Genomic DNA, 18,763 nt, shown 5'->3' with positions numbered 1-18,763 from the left:
AACAGTTACTAAATAAAAAGCGGCCCTAATGCGAAAATCGTATTAGGGCCGCTTTTATTTAGTAATCGAACATATGTTATAGGCTAACCCATCATATGCAAAACCTCTTCCACCCAAGTATCGAAATGGTACATCTGTTTTCTTTGTTCAAAATGCATAGCTTCTAATTGATTTTGCAATTTTGTAAAAATACGTGTGTAATGTGAAGGTAACTCATTCTTATCACCAAATTTATCGGTGATTTTTGGTAAATGTTGTACAATTAAATCATCAGCAAAAGAGATAAAAAACTGCGCAATCCCTACGTTTCCTTGCCTTCCACATCTCCCTATTAACTGATTATCTACACGTCGTGACTCATGGCGTTCTGTTCCTAAAACAAACAAACCACCTAACTTTTCAACTCCATCACCTAAATGAACATCAGTACCGCGCCCAGCCATATTCGTTGCGATGGTAATAGCTCCTACTTGTCCAGCACTACTAATTATTTTTGCTTCTTCTGCGTCTTGTTTTGCATTGAGAACTTGGGGATTTAGACCCAGTTTTTGTAATCGCAAAGCCAATTTTTCGCTACTTTCAATAGTGCGCGTTCCAACAAGGACAGGCTGCTTACATTTGTAAAGTTCGCATATTTTTTGTTCTACAGCACACCATTTGGCTTCCAAAGTACCAAAGACTTTATCACGAAGTTCAATACGCTGAATTTTCTTACGAGGAGGTATTTTTATTACAGGTGCGCGATAAAACTTCCAGATCTCTTTTTCGCTACCTTGTGCAGTTCCTGTCATCCCAGCAATTCTTTCGTAAAAAGAAAAATATCGCTGTCTAGTAATACGCGCAGCAGACTTACTAGCTTCAGTAATTGTGATTTTCTCTTTTGCTTCTATTGCTTGGTGCAGACCATCGCGCCAAGTTCTTTCAGCAAAACGGCGTCCTGTATATTCATCAACAATAACAATCTTTCCCTCGTCGACCATATAATGCACATTTTTTTGAAAAAAATGGTGCGCAGATAAAGCTTGGCGAATGTAAAATGACCAAGGAGCTACAAGACCTTTTGGAGGAGCAATTTCATATATTTTTTGTTTTGCGCATTCGAGAATATCGATAGAGCGTTTACTTTTATTTAGGATAAAATCTTCATCCAACACTAAACTAGTTGCAATGCTATTTGCGGATTTGTAAATATGCGCATTGGGATCGACTCCTCCCTTCGCTCCGCTAATAACAAGAGGACTACGCGCTTCATCCAACAAAACACTGTCCACTTCATCGATAAGAGCAAAGGCTAGGTCTCGTTGCATTTTGAAAACTTTACGTGGTTTATAACCATACATTGATGCCATAAAAGTTTTGCCTAGTTTTGGCTTGGCAGTATTTAAAATAGCGAGTTGATCACGCATATAGTCAAAACCATATTCAGATCCCACTCCATAAGTAATATCACAATCATAGCTCTTTTTCTTTATAACAGGAGTATCTCCTTGGCATAACAGTCCACATGACATTCCTAGAAATTCATACACAGGAGACATAAGTTCGAAATCGCGCTCTGCCAAATAACTATTTGTAGTATGTACATGAACACCTTTGCCGCTTAATGCCCACATAAAAACAGGTAGTGTTGCAGTAAGAGTTTTACCTTCTCCTGTTGCCATCTCCACAAATGCACCTTCGAACAAACAAATTCCAGCGAGTATTTGAACTTCATAATGGCGCATTTCAACAATACGCCACGAAGCTTCTCGTACTAAAGCAAAACCTTCCACTAGAAAATCTTTCGCTTTTTTCGGTTCGCAGTCTATTTTATTGCGTATATCGCAAACATAATTTTGTAATTCCTCTGCAGATAATTGCGACATTTTTCGTTCAAGGCTAATAATCCGTTTTGCTATTTTTCTATGTCTTGTAGAAATAGGTAAAGCACGAGGATAAACATTTAGTGACCAGTTACTTAGCATTGCAAAGCCTCTTTACATAAAAAATCTCAGTGAGGTTACTTTTATTCTTCTGCATTTTAGAATAACTGTAGTCTACTCAAAAATCTATAGTAAAATAGATAAGCAATCAGACAAAATAAGAGTTTATTTCAAAGGAGAACAAAAATGTCTAAAGAATCACATATAATTCCAGAGGAAGCTTTTGATTGGTACGATGAATATGCTCATGGTATTATTGATAGGCGAACGTTTTTAACCCGATTATCGACTATTGTTGGTGGTGCTTTAACCATGAGTATTCTATCAACAGCTTTGTTTCCCGACTACGCACAAGCCGAACAAATATCCTTTAATGATCCAGATATCAAAGCAACATATGTCAAATTTGATTCTCCTGATGGTCACGGCGAAGGACAAGGTTACCTAGTGCAACCAACTTCACTAGAAGGTAAAGCACCTTCGGTATTAGTTATTCACGAAAATCGCGGACTCAATCCGTATATAAAAGACGTTGCACGTAGACTAGCTAAAAAAGGTTTTATTGCCTTTGCTCCAGATGCGCTATATCCCGTAGGCGGATATCCTGGTAATGATGATGAGGGACGTAGCAAACAGAGATCCATGGATAGATCTAAAATAGAGCAAGATTTTATTGCCGCCGCAAAATTCCTAAAATCACACAAGCTATCTAGTGGTAAACTAGGCGCTGTGGGTTTTTGTTTTGGTGGTTATATTGTAAACATGTTAGCGGCAACATTGAGAAGTGAACTAAATGCAGGAGTTCCTTTTTACGGTACACCAGCAGCCAAAGAGTTGCGGCAGAATATTAAGGCTCCACTACTTATTCAACTTGCGGAACTTGACAAACGTGTAAATGCCACGTGGTTAGATTACGAAAAAGATTTGAAGGCGCATGACGTTAAATATGAGATGCATAAATATTTGGGAGTGAAACACGGATTTCACAACGACTCTACTGGACGATATAATGAAGAAGCGGCAGAATTAGCGTGGAAACGCACTGTTGACTTTTTTACAGAACACCTTGGATAAAGAAAATTTTCTTTATCCAAGGTGTAGGGGCGGTCTTGTGCCGCCCGTATTACAAATACCAAAATGAATAACGTTGCAATTGTATTTGCAATATCACAGAAACGCACTGTTGACTTTTTTACAGAACACCTTGGATAAAGAAAATTTTCTTTATGGTAGCGCGGTGTAGGGGCGGTCTTGTGCCGCCCGTATTACAAATACCAAAATGAATAACGTTGCAATTGTATTTGCAATATCACAGAAACGCACTGTTGATTTTTTTACAGGACACCTTGGATAAATAGATTTTCTTTATGGCAACGCGGTGTAGGGGCGGTCTTGTGCCGCCCGTATTACAAATACCAAATGAATAACGTTGCGATTGTATTTGCAATATCACAGAAACGCACTGTTGACTTTTTTACAGAACACCTTGGATAAAGAAAATTTTCTTTATGGCAGCGCGGTGTAGGGGCGGTCTTGTGCCGCCCGTATTACAAATACCAAAATGAATAACGTTGCGATTGTATTTGCAATATCACAGAAACGCACTGTTGATTTTTTACAGAACACCTTGGATAAAGAAAATTTTCTTTATGGTAGCGCGGTGTAGGGGCGGTCTTGTGCCGCCCGTATTACAAATACCAAAATGAATAACGTTGCAATTGTATTTGCAATATCACAGAAACGCACTGTTGATTTTTTTACAGGACACCTTGGATAAATAGATTTTCTTTATGGCAACGCGGTGTAGGGGCGGTCTTGTGCCGCCCGTATTACAAATACCAAAATGAATAACGTTGCGATTGTATTTGCAATATCACAGAAACGCACTGTTGACTTTTTTACAGAACACCTTGGATAAAGAAAATTTTCTTTATGGCAGCGCGGTGTAGGGGCGGTCTTGTGCCGCCCGTATTACAAATACCAAAATGAATAACGTTGCGATTGTATCTGCAGCACCGTATTAAAACAAGTTTTTACAATGGTTTGCGAAGACCGGGCGGCACAAGACCGCCCCTACATCGCGCTTAGCTTAAGTGTATCTTGCAACTTGCAATTAATAATCATTCTTCAAATAGCCCAAACTACGCATATCAATTACCATGTGTTTATAAGGAGGTTTAAACTCTAACTCTCCTAATAATTCACCATCTGTAAAAACATCGTGCTTTCGTTTATAATCAACCATATAAACATCGTCTTTAATTTGTTTTATAAATAAGCGAAATCGTAGTGGGGAAGCGTGAAAGTAATTTCCTTGTTCAGGCGCAAAATACCTAGTGTAATTTTTTACAACATCCAATTCGATATAGCCTTTTGTTTTGACATCCGATAAAGAAAAAGCCTCGGGACTTACAATATCAAAATCTGCTGCGAGGATCGTTTCATTTGTTGTTTTGCGATGTAAATGATACTTGCCAAAACCATCGATATAAAATCGATCGTGATTTTGCGGATCAAGCGAAAGTGTAAAGATAATACGACCTTCTATAACAAAACGCCCTTCCATCATATCCTGAACAACATCTCCAAAAACATAGTGGTCTTCTATGATTTTCCAGTTCTTGGGGCCAACGACCTTCATCAAAATATTGCGCGCCTGCTCATCGTTGTCAAATTTATAATTCTGTGTATATCTTGCTACTTGTACAATACGTGCCATTTGAATGGGCACTATTTTTGTACTACAACCAAATAAAATAGTCAGTGATAAAAAAGGTAGTAAATATCGCATAAATTAGTCCTTTAATTCTAACTTAATTTCTTTTTCTCTTTCTTTTCCCCCGCGCACCATTCTCTTTTGCATTTTGATGCCGAATTTTTTCATTATAGTAACAATGTAGTTTATTTTATTTTCTAATTCTGGAGAAGGTGGATTTTTTTTCGAAAAGTATATGCACACGTTTTGCGTCTTAGTAACTCCAACGGGTCTACGCATAAAAAAACCTTTGCGTTGTAAATAATTTACAATATTTTTACTTTTTGCTGATTTAGTGATTAAGGTAATCTTATAAAGTGCATTTTCAAAGGCAATTAAACGTTCAATTTCGTTTTGCAGTTCCTCGTTGGAGTTTTTTACAACACTATATTTTTGTTGCCAATTACTTTGATCAGGTCGCTCTTTATTTGCTTGTTGTAAATTGCGATTTTTTTGCCGTTCAATAATAAGCTCGCGGAGGTTTATTTCGTATTTTTTCGTTAGTTCTTTTCTTTGTTTTTCCCACTCTAGAATAAGAAGCTCTTTACTTTGTTTTTGGTCTTGTAGTTTCGTCTGTAATTCTCGCAACTTTGCATGGTACTCTTCTTCTAGTTGCTTCTCATTTTTATTATTACTCATATCTTGCTGATACTTTTTGAGTAATTTAATTTGCTGCGCTTGTAAATCTTCTATTTTTTTCTGATATGATTTTATCTTTACTTCTTGTTCTTCGAGCTGTACTTTGTGTTGTTTTTTAGAGTCATCAAGAACTTTGCTCGCGCTATCTAATTTTTTTTGCAACTTAATTATGTCATTTTCTTTATCTTGGTATTTTGCCTTTAAATTTGTCAATTCATTTTCATGTTGTTTCTGAGTGAAAACAAAAATCACAAACATTCCCAAGCAAACAACAACAGCCCATGCTAGTTTAACAAGCTGGGTTTTATTCGAATAACTATAGTTTTTCAAACGAATTGCTGTTGCCGAAAAAGATATTGGTCTTGAGCGTTCTTCGGTAGCCACTTCCATTGTTTCTTCATCGATGTTAAAAATTTTCTCTAAATCTTTCGCCATTTCGTATGCAGTCTGATAGCGTTTGTTCAAATCGCGATTTAGAGCTTTCATACAAATAGGTTCAGCTATCTTGTCCCATAAATTTGGATTAACATTCACCTGGCTAGGTAAAAGAATTGGCTTACGTATAATAGCATCAGCTAATTGAAAGCCGGATAAATCAGCAAATGGATTTTCTTTAGCAATTACCTCGTAAAGCATAACTCCTAATGACCAAATATCGCTGCGACAGTCAATTACTTTCGAATCTTCCCACTGTTCAGGAGACATATATCGAGGTGTCCCTACTGACAAAGACCCCGTTAGATCATCTTCACCTGCGCTAGAAAATCCAGTATTCTTAACTAAACCAAAATCAGTAATTTTAGGTACCATATCTTTTGTAAAAAGAACATTACCCGGCTTCAAATCACGATGTATTAATTCTTTTTCATGAGCAAAATGCAAACCTTTTGCCACTTGATAAAGATGTTTGATACCTTCATATGAAGAACATTCTTTCTGTTTCAACCAACTACTAAAAGAGGTTTCTAAATATTCCATAATGAAGTATAATTCATCAGGTTTTGCATAATATACAGTAACTATATTAGGATGGTTAAGTGTAGCCATAGTCTCTATTTCACGACAAAAGCGATGGTAGTCTGTTTCTCCTTTACGAAACAAAATTTTAATAGCTTCGTCTCTTTTTACATTATTGTTGTGTACCAACCAAACAATCCCGTAATTACCAGAAGAAAGTTCACGAACATATTCGTAACCAGCAGGAAGTTCTGGAAGATTTTTATGAAAGCCTGTACTCATTTATCATCCTTTTACCGCTCTATTTTTAACTTTAAATACCTAAATAATCTTACAAATACGGTAACAGCGCTTATTAGGTCACTTACAGCAATTCTATCACATTTGAGGAAAAAAGTATGAATAAAAAATCAATAGCTTATGCAATACTTGCAATTGTTATAATAATCCTAACTATTAATACCCTACTCTACATTATTGTATCGCACATTGAAAAAGCCCGAGACCAAGCTTCATGCCAAACCAGTTTATCACAAATTGCTAAAGGCCTTTCTATTTACCAGTTAGATTTTGGCAAACAACAACTTTATCCTCAGAAAGATGGGCAAGGTTTTTTGTTAGCGCTATATAAAACAAAAATCTTAATAGTAAAACATATATATACATGTGGCTCCACACAAGATTATGAACAACAAGAACAATTAGAAAATGCGCCTGATAACGGAGATTCGGATGGTCCAGTTAGTTATGCTGGTCGTAAGAATTCTCAGCACAATGTATACCCTGGTATATTCAAACCTGATATAGATACAACAACCACTCCAATTGTATCGGATGATTTTGGCGCTCCATATAACCACGAAGACGAAGCAACAAGTATTTTGTTTTTGGATTTTCACATTGATTTCAAACGCAAAAGCGATCCAGACTTTCCCGACTTAGATGTTCTAACAAACTAAAGGAAAAAAGATGAATAAAAAATCAATTCTAGTTGTTGTCATGGTAGTTCTAACTATAATTGTCGTATTTCGCACTATTGAAAGTAGTATCATGAAAGCAAAACAAGAACTTTGGTGCAAAATGAATCTAGAGCAAATGGCAAAAGGACTAAACATGTACTTATTAGACTTTGGCAAAGAGAAATTCTACCCACAAAAAAATGGCCAAGGATTTTTATTGGCTTTGTACGAAGAAAAACTTGTAGATTATAGTATCTATACATGTCATTCTACGCAAGATTACAAACAAACAGAAAAACTTAAAAGCGCTCCAGACAAGGGTGATGGTGATGGTCCGATTAGCTATGCTGGACGCAAGAATTCTCAACAAAATTCATATCCAGGGATATTCAAACCTTATGAGGACACAACGACAACACCTATCGCCTCCGATGATTTTGGCACTCCGTACAACCACGAAAACGGTAAAGCAATGAACATTTTATTTTTAGATATGCACGTCGATTTCAAACGCAAGAGCGATCCTGACTTCCCTGATATAGATGTTCTAGCAAATTAATAATATTTAAGTTAACTTGAGCTCATACAAGACAAAAACGTTGACATTCATAAATTTTCATCTTGAGCTTTTATATTGCTGTACGTTATAATAATAAAGGTTTACTGATAAACGTTATCGGTAATTTTTCGAATCTGGAGGATCAGATGAATAAATTATTTATATTTGCTCTTGTTGCACTTCTTACTGTTTGTGCATGGGCAGAAAACGGTCTATCTGTTTCACAACAAGTAGATAATATGCTTTTCCAAGGTCGTTATGCTGACGGCGAAATTGTTGTAAAATATACTGAAGGTAGTTTCGCAGCTATGAACGTAAATACTTCTGCTGTAAAAGACCTAGGTAACAACACATTCTGCATGAAGCTACGCGGCGACATGAAAAAGACATTAGTTCAACTTCTACAAGACCCTAGTGTTCAATATGCAGAGCCTAATTACTTATACAAAACAATGGCTGTTCCTAATGATGCTAAATTCGGTCAACTTTGGGGCATGAAAAAAATTGGTGCTCCTGAAGCTTGGAACACAAAGTCTAAAGGTAATGGTATTTTAGTTGCAGTTATCGATACTGGAATTAACTACAAGCACGAAGACCTAAAAGACAATGTATGGGTTAACGAAGCAGAAGCAAACGGTAAAGCTGGCGTTGATGATGACGGTAATGGTTACGTTGATGACATCCACGGTATGAGTGGTATTACTCAAAGTGGTGATCCAATGGACGATCAGTCTCATGGAAGTCACTGCAGTGGAACCATTGGTGGATCAGGTAACAACGGTATTGGTGTTGCTGGTGTTTGCTGGGAAGCTGAAATCATGGGATGCAAATTCCTTGGTGCTGATGGTAGTGGTAGCCTTGAAGGTGCTGTTCTATGCATCAACTACGCTGTAGCAAATGGTGCAAAAGTTCTTAGCAATAGCTGGGGTGGTGGTGGATTTAGTGTTGCTCTTTACGATGCAATCAAAAATGCACAAGATGCTGGTGTTCTATTTGTTGCTGCGGCAGGAAATAGCTACAACGGTGAACTTTCTTACCCTGCAAATTACTGCTTGGATACTAACCACAATGGTACAGTATACAAAGGCTTAGACAATGTATTGTCTGTTGCTGCTAGTGATCAAAACGATAGCAAAGCATCTTTCTCTCAGTATTCTGTAGAAGCTGCAAAAGCTGGAAAAATGATTGCTGCTCCTGGAACAAGTATCTTAAGTACAGTTCTTGGTAACGATTACGCAAGTTATGATGGTACATCAATGGCAACACCTCACGTTGCTGGTGCAGCTACTCTTGTTTGGTCTAACAACCCTAATTTAACTGCTATAGAAGTTAAAAATCTTCTAGTAAACAGTGGTGACACTCTTGAGTGGAGCGCTGACTGGTGGGGCCCAAAATTTAACGTTCAACGTCTAAATTTAAATAACGCAGTTAAACAAAGCAAGTAATAATAAGCATTGATTGATCTTGCGACCCTTCGGGGTCGCTCTTATTGCACAGTACTTCAGCAACACAACTCTTTCAATATTGTTCCTGACTCTTAGCCTCTAGTTCTTGGCTATGCAATAACCTAAAACCAAACCACGAGCACGCAACAAGGCGCCCAAATACACAGGAGAATTAAGTGCGTATAGTATACATATTAGCTGGCGCAGGAGGTATGTACTGCGGAGCTTGTAACCGCGATGCAGATTTAGTAAATGGTATCCAAAAACAAGGCTACGATATTCAGCTTATTCCTCTTTATACCCCTCTTCGTTCCGATAGCGAAAATCCCTTGCAAACAAGTCGCATTTTTTACGGCGGTATTATTACTTTTTTAGAACAAAGCCTAAAAATTTTTCGCCATACACCTGCTTTTCTTGACTATTTATTTGATAATCCCAAATTATTAAAAGTACTGGGTAAATTTACGATTGCAACAAAACCAGAAAAATTAGGGCCAATGACAGTATCTGTTCTCGCAGGAAAAGATGGGAACCAAAAAAAAGAACTACAAAAACTCATAGAATACCTCAAGACGGTGAAACCAGATATAATCAACATAACCAATTCAATGCTATCAGGTATTGCTGTTTCCCTGAAAGAGACTTTACAAGTACCAATACTATGTACTTTTCAAGGTGAGGAAGCTTTTATTAACTCCTTAGCAGAACCTCATAAAACCCAAGCACAACAACTACTCAAAGAAAACGCTCAACATATCGACCACTTTATCGTACCGTATAACAAATATGTTGAAGAGATGGTCTCTTTTTTAGACATCCCACAACAAAAAATGTCTGTTATTCTCCCAGGCGTAGATTCTAAACGTTATATATTTAACAAAAAAACGAATCAATCAGAAATCAAAATAGGATACTTATCGCGTATTGCTCCTGAAAAAGGACTCGACACCCTCCTCGAAGCCTTTGCAATACTACAAAAAAAACACAATAATGTTACATTACACATTGCTGGACAAATTTATGAAAAAAGTTTCTGGGCTAAAATGCAAAAGTATATCAAGAAGAAAAAGCTTAGCGAACATATCATCTATCACGGAGAATTATCTCTGCAACAAAAACAACTTTTTCTAAAACAATGTAACGTATTTTGCGTCCCAAGTAAATTTAACGAATCTAGAGGATTAGCTGTTCTAGAAGCTATAGCTTCGGGAATTCCTGTTGTAGTTCCTCAAATAGGTATCTATTCTCAAATAATAGAAGATACAGGACATGGTATTGCTGTGCACCCAGCAACACCCAAGAATTTTGCAACTAGCATAGAAAAAGCTATTCAAAATCCTTCTGAATATATTGGGGAAAATCGCAATATATTTTTACAAAAATATGGGCTTACACGTATGGTAGAAGAAGTAATTCTTTTATATAAACACTCCCTCTAAAACTACATGGCAAAATGCAATACACATATTGAGCGTAAGTTATTAACATTGAACAGATTAAAACAATTTGTGCATTTTTGTTTGCAGAAAAAATATCGAACCCACTCTTGAGCCGTTGCTTATTTTATCCACCAGTGCTTGACAACATATTTGTTGACAACATCCATTCAGAAATGGATTTACAACCCTGTCGCGATATGGTAATCTTACCTTCATTGTAAGTAACACCTACAAGAGAAAGAGTTTCAATATCTCTTTCAATAGTTCTTTCACTAACTTCATACTCTCTTACTAAATCCATCACTGTTGTTTGCGAGTGAGGCGATAGTTGACCTAATATACTAAAAAGTCTCAATAATCTTGTATTCCACATAATTAATCTCCCATGAATTTTATAATTGCGTTTCTGAATAAACATTCTTGGCGGTCACTTACAAAAAGATAAGTCAAGACCCTAAACCATTGACTATTTGTAAAAGCAAAAGTAATGCCAAACGAGACAAAAAACTATAAGGCAATACAGAAAAACAACTTGCGGAGTTTTATCTTTTTTTGTACGATGCTATTTTTTGTATCACTATCGCACAAAGCATGTGCGAAATCGCTCAATTAATTACATTTTGATTGTTAATTATTAAGAAGACTTTTATGGAAATAGAAAAATACCAACCGCTAGAATTATTACGTTCGTGGCAAGGAGGTGTTTGCTATCGCGCTTACAATAATGAAAACAATAATATTATTGACTTGCGTATTTTTAAGCATGGGTATTTCTCAAAAGAAAAATGGCAACAAATCAGCAAAAAATTACTACGTTTATACGCATTAAATCATCCTAGAGCCCTTAAAATTTTAGACATGGACTTAATAAATTCACCACGATTTGTTGCTTTTGAATTTCTACAAAAAATCCCCTTGCGTCAATTCAATTTTCCCAATTGGGACACACTAGAAAAAATGCAGTTTATTGAACAAATAGTAAGCCTTATAACAGAAGCTCACCGCTTAGGAATTGCGCATAATAACTTATCTATCGACACTGTTTACGTAGCAGATAACAATATCAAAATAGATTTTGCTTACTCGGCGGAATTGCATACTCAACAAAGCAGTTCTTCTTTTTTAGCCCTAGGAAATGACACATATTGCGTAGCGAAAGTTATATATTGGATATTGACAAACGGCGAGAAATATAAAGGCAATATAAACATCGACGTCGAAAAAAGCACAAAATACTTTGCAGCCAGCCCATTTAATGAATTCATAGAGCTCTTAAAAAAATGCTTTCACAGCAACACACGTGTACAAATGTCAGAACTAAAATACAAACTGCATGAATTTATTATTACGACAAGCAAAGCCACCCAAGAAATGCAAAAAGAAAACACAGTCCTTATAGAAAACGCTATTTTTGGCGATAAGCCACAAAACATTGATCGATTAAAAAAAATTGGACGTTTTATCATAGAAAAAAAAATTGGCAGCGGTGGAATGGGAGTTGTTTATTTGGCCAAGGACAAAACCGATCAAAGCAGTGTCGCTCTAAAAATAATATCTCCCAAATGCGCTGAAGACAAAAATTATTTACAACGTTTTTATAAAGAAGCACGGCTTCTTTCAGAAGTAAACAATCCCTATGTTGCCAACATGCTCGAAATCAACCAAGAAAAAAATCTTCACTACTTAGTGATGGAATTCATTGCAGGAGACAACATTAGTAGTGTTTTAAAAAAGCATAAGCAACTTAGTGAAAAACAAGCGTTATTCATCATAGCAGATGTTGTTCGTGCACTTAATATAGCTCATAAAAAACAAGTAATACATAGAGATATCAAACCTGCTAACATAATTTTAACCACAAACGATGCTCTTAAAATTATCCAGTCATCCTCGCCCATAAGTATCGCAAATCAAACCTTTGCAAAATTATCAGATTTTGGACTAGCCAGACACGTTGTAGAAAATGAATCCCTTGATTTAACGCAGTCTGGGGCTATTCTTGGAACTCCTAAATACATGTCTCCAGAACAATGCCAAGGAAAAAAAGTAAGTGCTCAAAGCGATTTATATTCTGTAGGGATTACTCTTTTTTCTTTAATCGCAGGATGCCCCCCTTTTGATGCCGATACTCCATTTGCCATCATAAATAAACACGTAAACACCCCTGCTCCTTCTGTTAAAGAATATGCTCCAAACGCCAGTGAAAACATATGTTCAATTATTGAAAAATTACTAAGAAAAGATCCAAACGAACGCTACCAAAGTGCAGGCGATTTACTTTCTGACATAGAAAGTTTATTGCGTGGAGAACCAACAAACCTCATCATTCATCCACAACTACCTTCTATCTCTGAACCCAATTTATTGAACTTCGAGTTTAAATGGCAACTGAAGTCAACGATAAAAGATCTCTGGCCACATGTTACCAATACCGAAAAAGTCAATAAAGCTCTAGGATTAGTGGCTCCAGACTACTCATATGTTAATAATCCCCAAAATGGGCGCCAATTATTCGCGAGAAATAAAAGTAAACTATTTTCTCTAGAGTGGCAAGAACACCCTTACGAATGGTTGCATGAAAAGCGTATGAGTATTTTACGTGAGTACAATTACGGTATATTTAAGTGGATGGCAAGTATCGTGGAGTTTCATTCTCATGGTGAGGGAACACAAATAACTCATAAATTTGTTATTTCTCCAAGAAATTGGTTTGCTCGCATTTTATTAAACTACCAATTTAATAAATCCGTTCGCAGTAAATTAAACGGTATCTATCAAAAAATGGATAATTACTGCCAAAGAAAAACCACCAAAAAATCTGTTTTTATAGAAGAAAACAAACTTTCATTTGATAAAAAAATACTACTGCAACGCTTGATACAAAAAAGTAGTAATCACACTATAGATAAAAAAACACAACAAACCTTCGAACTTTTTATCGAAAAGTCTTCAGACCAAGATGTCGCACGTATTCGTCCTTTAGCGCTTTCGAAACAATTAAATATCGATCCACAGCAACTTATTACGTTGTGTTTAAACGCCGCCGCTCAAGGGTTACTAACCTTACTATGGGATGTGATCTGCCCACTATGTCGTATTCCCTCAGATCTAAAAGACACACTACGCGAAATTAAAAACCACGGGTATTGTGAAGCATGTAACATAGACTACGAACTTGATTTCGCCAACTCAGTAGAGCTTATCTTTAAAGTTCATTCATCAGTCCGAGAAAGTGACTTACAAATATACTGTGTTGGAGGCCCAGCACACTCTCCTCATGTAATATCTCAAATGAAATTGCAAGCCAAGGAGTGCCTAGAGTTAAATTTAAAACTCAACGAAGGAGCATATCTACTACGCTCCCCACAACTACAGCATTCTTGCAAATTTCAGATATCTAAAAACTGTAATATACACAAACATAACTTACAAATCTCTAGTTTAGATAAAGAAGAATTCACTTTAACAACAGAAAAGCAGTGCATTCAACTTATTAATGATTTCGATAAGGAGATAGTTTTACGTATAGAACATACAGTATCAAGACGCGACACACTTACAGCGGCATATGTTTCAACTCTTCCACTATTTCGAAAACTATTTCCTCTTGAAGTGTTATCCCCACAACAATTGGTTTCTATCTCTAATTTGATTTTAATTGCAGTAGACATTCACAACTCCGAACTTTTCTATAAAGAAAAGACTGATTCACAAGCTTTTCAATTGTTATACAATTATTTACAAAATTTAGAACAACACATCACTGAGAATACAGGAGTGGTTATTAAAACCAAAAACGAAGGGCTTATTGCTTCTTTTCCTACTGTAAAAAATGCCATCCAAGCAGCAATCTCACTACAAAAGAAGTTAGAGTCATGTAATTGCAATTTAAAAACGCGAGTAACTGCTCACCGCGGACCAGCAATGGTTGCAACAATCAACAATCGTCTTGATTATTTTGGTTCAACAATTAAATCATTAGAATATATGTTAAGCATTTGCAATACAGATCAAGTAATATATAGTCAAAGTATAGCTGAAGACCCAACTTTTACAAAATTGCTAAACCAATATCAACTTCGCCAAACAGTACACAACACAAAAATTCCACGCACCCAAGAATATATTATTGAAACGGCATGCTTATAAATACATCATTAATTAAATAGTCACTATTGGCAGCAAAATTATAAAACTACTCTCAAACACGATTGGATAAAAAATGCATAGATATACAATCCTAATTTTAGTCGTTTTTGGCTTTCTTTATTCTGAGAATATAGCTAAACTGAAAAAAGATATTTTTTTATGGGAACATCAGCGACAAGGGTTGGTAAATTTACATAAATTATCACAACATAAAAACAAACAAATTCGCCAATTAAGCGTACAAGCTTTAGGGCGCATTCAAAAGCCTGAATCTATAGAATATATTGCAAAATGTTTGACAGATAAAGAAGTAGAAGTTCGCGTTCATGCTGCATTTGCATTAGGTCAAATGTGGATAACACAAAGTGAAGCGCATTTACTAAAAGCTCTTGAGTCAGAGGAAGATTCACAAGTAACAAAGGTAATCATTGAAGCTTTAGGTAAAGTCGGGGGAGAAAAAACTATACAAAAGTTTTTGCAAAAAATCTCTAATCCGGTGTATAGTGAAGATATAACTTATGCGAGTGGGCTGATTGTTTATCGCGGAATGCACAATGAGGCTCTAATTAGAAGATTAGTAGTTTACACAATGCATCCTTCAAAAAAAATTCGCGGGCATGTTAGTTACTCTCTAATGCGAGCCAAAAAACCGCGGACAATAAATCACTTAGTACAACTTCTTTACGATAAAAATGCGTACTGCCGTATGAATGCTGCACGTGGATTAGGATACATAAAGCACAATAAAGCAATCACTCATTTATATGTTGCAATACACGATAAAGATTCGCGTGTAGCCGTCAATGCAATCAATGCTCTTGGTAATTTTTCTAATATTGATATAGCCAAAATATCGCCTCTTATTAAAAGCAAAAATCATCATATTTCGTTAGCAGCTATTCGCGTAATAGGAAATTTGAAATTAAAAGTTCATAAAAAATTACTAGATATTTTTAGTAAAAGTAATGATTTGCAAAAAGGAGAAATCCTTGTTGCGCTTGCTAAAATAGACGCAAAAATCTGCTTACAAAAAATTTCATTATTGGAAAAAACATCGGTACTACTTCAAGTTAAAATCGCTGAAGCATTGGGATTTATAGACAACCCTCAATCTGTAAAAATATTACAAAAAATGCTATCAACAACAAATAATCAAGTAATACAAACAGTTGTTGCCTCCCTAGGAAAGATTTCCTGTATCGACACAACAAGTGATCTTGTAAAAGCTCTACAGACCCTAGATATGGCAATTGTAACTTATGCTGCTGAAGCTCTTGCTAATAAAAATGTCGTAACAGCAATACCAGAACTTGAAAATACTTACTCTAAATTACGCACCCCAAATGATATTGAGGCAATGCAAGCAATTATAAATGCCATTGGTAAGTTAACAAATAAAACGCAAAAAGCAGGGATTGCATTCTTGCAAAAAACAGCGAGTTCCTCTCAACTCATCTTAGCAGCTATTGCGAAAGGTTATTTAAAACAGTTAGGAATTCTTACGACAAAGGAACAACCATCATCAAATATTACTTCACAATCGTTTCCATACGAAGAAATCCAAAATCTTCCTAATTTCAAAATTGAAGTACTCACAAGTAAAGGAACATTCACAATACGTCCTTGCATCAAGGAAGCCCCTATAGCTGTTTACAATTTTTATCAACTAATACAAAAAAAATTCTATAATAACTTAACCTTTCACCGCGTTGTATCCAACTTTGTAGTACAAGGCGGTGATCCACGAGGAGATGGCTGGGGCGGACCAGGATATAATATACCATGCGAGTATAACATGCTTCGTTATCACCGTGGAATGGTAGGAATGCCTCTTGCAGGAAAAGACACTGGGGGATGTCAACTATTCATCACTCATTCACCGCAACCACATCTCAACGGTAAATATACAATATTTGGAGAAGTTATTAGCGGTATGGAAATCGTAGATTTAATACAAACAGGAGATATGATTAAAAATGTAAACATTGTCTTGGTAAAACCAGAGAAAAAATTACAAAAGGAAAACAAAAAATGAAAGCTTTTTTCATCGCAACTTGCATTTTAGTCACCACTTTAATTTCTGCGGAAAGTAGCTGGTATAATGTATACAATGCCCAAAAACAAAAAGTAGGTTATGCCGTTTCGACATTAACACCAAACAATAATGGCTACAGTTACAGCGAAAAATTACATATACTCCAAGGTAGTCAATTTATTTTAGTAGAATCTCTACAAGCAAACATTGATAAACAATATCGTTTATTGAATATGCAACAACAAACGAATGGAAAAATATATAGCTACAATGTAGATAACAACGAGAAGATTCTGCATGTAAAGCACACTACAGGAAAAGTATCAATTCCATTTGAAGGTGATATATACGCAGCTGCCAACGGCAACGAAGCAAAAGCGTTAGGTCTCTTAAAAAAAGGAAAAAAAGCAACAATACGCGTAGCTGTAAGAGGAAAAATAGTTAAATATAGAATTCGCACTACTACACGCGGTAGTTTGGCTTACAATAATACCAAAGTAAAAGTATATGTTATGCATGTAACAGACGCTGCGAATAAAGCGAAAATGTATATTTCTGCCTCTGGCACAATGTATAAATTAAAAGCTTCTGGGATAGAGATGAAAAAAGTCAGTGAAGAACAGGCACTGAACAAAAATATCTTTGAAACCAGGAAACAAAAAACTTCGAAAACAATTCCCTATAATAGCACGAATCAAGTTCAAGATTGGGCAAATGCATCTCCAAGCCGAGAGTTAGATAATATCGGTAGACAAATAGAGTATCAAATAAGTATTGGTCAAGCGCGTTACTTAGACTCTTTAGCTGATATTCCCTTTCTTGTAAAGCTAACCACTAAAAATCTAAATTTAAATGCAAAAGAAATACGAGATTTTACCGCAGGAGCTAGTTCTTCTTTTCAATTTGGACAAACGATGGTAAACGCCGTAGCACAAGGCGGCCAATATAAATTCTTACGCTCTTCGGCAAATCCTCCAGGATTACTGTTTCGATTAATCACCGCCGGAGGAGGGTTAAATTATCATCATTTCAAAATGAAGCAGATAAATCAAAGCTGGAAATGGGTTGATATTTATATATATGCCACTGGTGAAGATCTTAGTACTACAATGTCAAAAAGTGCTTCTCTCATGATGCAGAAAGCAGGCTTTTTTAGTCGTTTAATGGGCAGCGAAAACGATGGGCAAAAATTACTCAATATAGTACAATTAACAAGACAACAACAGTTTTCTCAAGCAATAACCGTATACAATAGTCTTTCAAGTAAAGCAAAAAAAATTAAAATAGCCCTACTGATGAGGGCTCAAGCGGCTTTTCAAGTTAGTGAGCAACAATATGCGCAGGCAATAGGAGATTACCTAAAATACCATCCTCACGATGTATCAAGTAACTTAATGGGAATCGATTTTTATTTTCTAAAAAAGCAATACCCTAAAGCTTTAGCTTGCGTAGATAATGTAGATAAAACAATAAACGACCCATATTTGAATGTTTTCCGTGGAAACTTTTACGTTGAAATGGGAGAGAATCAAAAAGCCAAAACAGCGTTTGCAAACGTTATTGAAAAAGAGCCACGTAATCAAAACGCATATTTTTCTTTGTTAGGGCTCGCATTAAAAACTAAAGAGCACACGGAAGTCACGCGCATATTAATCCAAATGGAACGCGATCTAGGAATGCAATGGAAAGATTTACGCACCGTACCTGAGTACGCTGATTATGTAGCATCACCAGAATACAACAACTTTGTTAATCGTAATAAGTAGATAGTAAAAATAATAATCGTAATATTTATTTCTGAGAAATAAATATTGCGAAATACCTTAAATCAACATATTGTGCAAGTGAAAATACATCTTAGATTTTTAGAATTTAGTTTCGGTTCTAGCTCTCATTAGCTCCAA

The 18,763-nt window shown here is 35.9% G+C and carries 12 protein-coding genes; 8 read left to right on the top strand and 4 right to left on the bottom strand.

Translation table 11 applies throughout. From position 1 onward, the window contains the following. Window positions 1-83: 83 nt before the first annotated feature. The gene (secA, locus tag UABHE_RS34470) at window positions 84-1,964 is read right to left on the bottom strand and encodes a preprotein translocase subunit SecA (protein ID WP_372368048.1); all 1,881 of its coding nucleotides are present in this window, start codon (window positions 1,962-1,964) and stop codon (window positions 84-86) included. Between the two features lie 144 nt (window positions 1,965-2,108). On the opposite strand from secA, the gene UABHE_RS34465 reads away from it, so the two are divergent. After that, complete coding sequence (locus UABHE_RS34465) at window positions 2,109-2,996, top strand: dienelactone hydrolase family protein (protein ID WP_372368047.1); 888 nt, start codon at window positions 2,109-2,111, stop codon at window positions 2,994-2,996. Window positions 2,997-4,035: 1,039 nt separating this feature from the next. On the opposite strand, the gene UABHE_RS34460 is transcribed toward UABHE_RS34465, so the two are convergent. Together UABHE_RS34460 and UABHE_RS34455 are read right to left on the bottom strand one after the other, a co-directional pair. Next, window positions 4,036-4,713, bottom strand: a complete 678-nt coding sequence (locus tag UABHE_RS34460; protein WP_372368046.1) for a hypothetical protein — start codon at window positions 4,711-4,713, stop codon at window positions 4,036-4,038. Between the two features lie 3 nt (window positions 4,714-4,716). Next, window positions 4,717-6,555, bottom strand: coding sequence for a protein kinase (locus UABHE_RS34455; RefSeq protein ID WP_372368045.1), 1,839 nt, complete (start codon window positions 6,553-6,555; stop codon window positions 4,717-4,719). A gap of 116 nt (window positions 6,556-6,671) precedes the next feature. On the opposite strand from UABHE_RS34455, the gene UABHE_RS34450 reads away from it, so the two are divergent. From UABHE_RS34450 to UABHE_RS34435, 4 genes are all read left to right on the top strand, one after another. Beyond that, window positions 6,672-7,232 carry a hypothetical protein gene (locus UABHE_RS34450; protein WP_372368044.1) on the top strand — a complete coding sequence of 187 codons (561 nt, stop codon included), beginning with the start codon at window positions 6,672-6,674 and terminating at the stop codon, window positions 7,230-7,232. Window positions 7,233-7,242: 10 nt separating this feature from the next. Further along, the gene (locus UABHE_RS34445) at window positions 7,243-7,791 is read left to right on the top strand and encodes a type II secretion system protein (RefSeq protein ID WP_372368043.1); all 549 of its coding nucleotides are present in this window, start codon (window positions 7,243-7,245) and stop codon (window positions 7,789-7,791) included. Between the two features lie 146 nt (window positions 7,792-7,937). Beyond that, complete coding sequence (locus UABHE_RS34440) at window positions 7,938-9,236, top strand: S8 family peptidase (protein ID WP_372368042.1); 1,299 nt, start codon at window positions 7,938-7,940, stop codon at window positions 9,234-9,236. 176 nt (window positions 9,237-9,412) lie between these two features. Continuing rightward, on the top strand, window positions 9,413-10,675 hold the full coding sequence (locus UABHE_RS34435; RefSeq protein WP_372368041.1) for a glycosyltransferase family 4 protein: 1,263 nt from the start codon (window positions 9,413-9,415) through the stop codon (window positions 10,673-10,675). 124 nt (window positions 10,676-10,799) lie between these two features. Here UABHE_RS34435 and UABHE_RS34430 read toward each other — a convergent pair whose 3' ends face one another. Continuing rightward, window positions 10,800-11,048 (bottom strand): HTH domain-containing protein, encoded by a 249-nt coding sequence (locus UABHE_RS34430; RefSeq protein WP_372368040.1) that lies wholly within the window; start codon window positions 11,046-11,048, stop codon window positions 10,800-10,802. A gap of 275 nt (window positions 11,049-11,323) precedes the next feature. Between UABHE_RS34430 and UABHE_RS34425 the strand changes: the two genes are divergently transcribed. The 3 genes from UABHE_RS34425 (at window position 11,324) to UABHE_RS34415 (ending at window position 18,625) form a co-directional block, all read left to right on the top strand. Next, window positions 11,324-14,824: a protein kinase gene (locus tag UABHE_RS34425; protein WP_372368039.1), complete on the top strand. Its 3,501-nt coding sequence runs from the start codon at window positions 11,324-11,326 to the stop codon at window positions 14,822-14,824. A gap of 73 nt (window positions 14,825-14,897) precedes the next feature. After that, complete coding sequence (locus tag UABHE_RS34420; RefSeq protein ID WP_372368037.1) at window positions 14,898-16,859, top strand: HEAT repeat domain-containing protein; 1,962 nt, start codon at window positions 14,898-14,900, stop codon at window positions 16,857-16,859. Beyond that, the gene (locus UABHE_RS34415) at window positions 16,856-18,625 is read left to right on the top strand and encodes a tetratricopeptide repeat protein (RefSeq protein ID WP_372368035.1); all 1,770 of its coding nucleotides are present in this window, start codon (window positions 16,856-16,858) and stop codon (window positions 18,623-18,625) included. The genes UABHE_RS34420 and UABHE_RS34415 overlap by 4 nt, the downstream gene beginning before the upstream one ends. Window positions 18,626-18,763: the final 138 nt, after the last annotated feature.

The organism is Candidatus Uabimicrobium helgolandensis, assembly GCF_041508025.1.
GTDB lineage: Bacteria > Planctomycetota > Uabimicrobiia > Uabimicrobiales > Uabimicrobiaceae > Uabimicrobium > Uabimicrobium helgolandensis.
The sequence above is the reverse complement of the archived record's forward strand: the minus strand, read 5'-3'. Positions and strand labels throughout refer to the sequence as shown.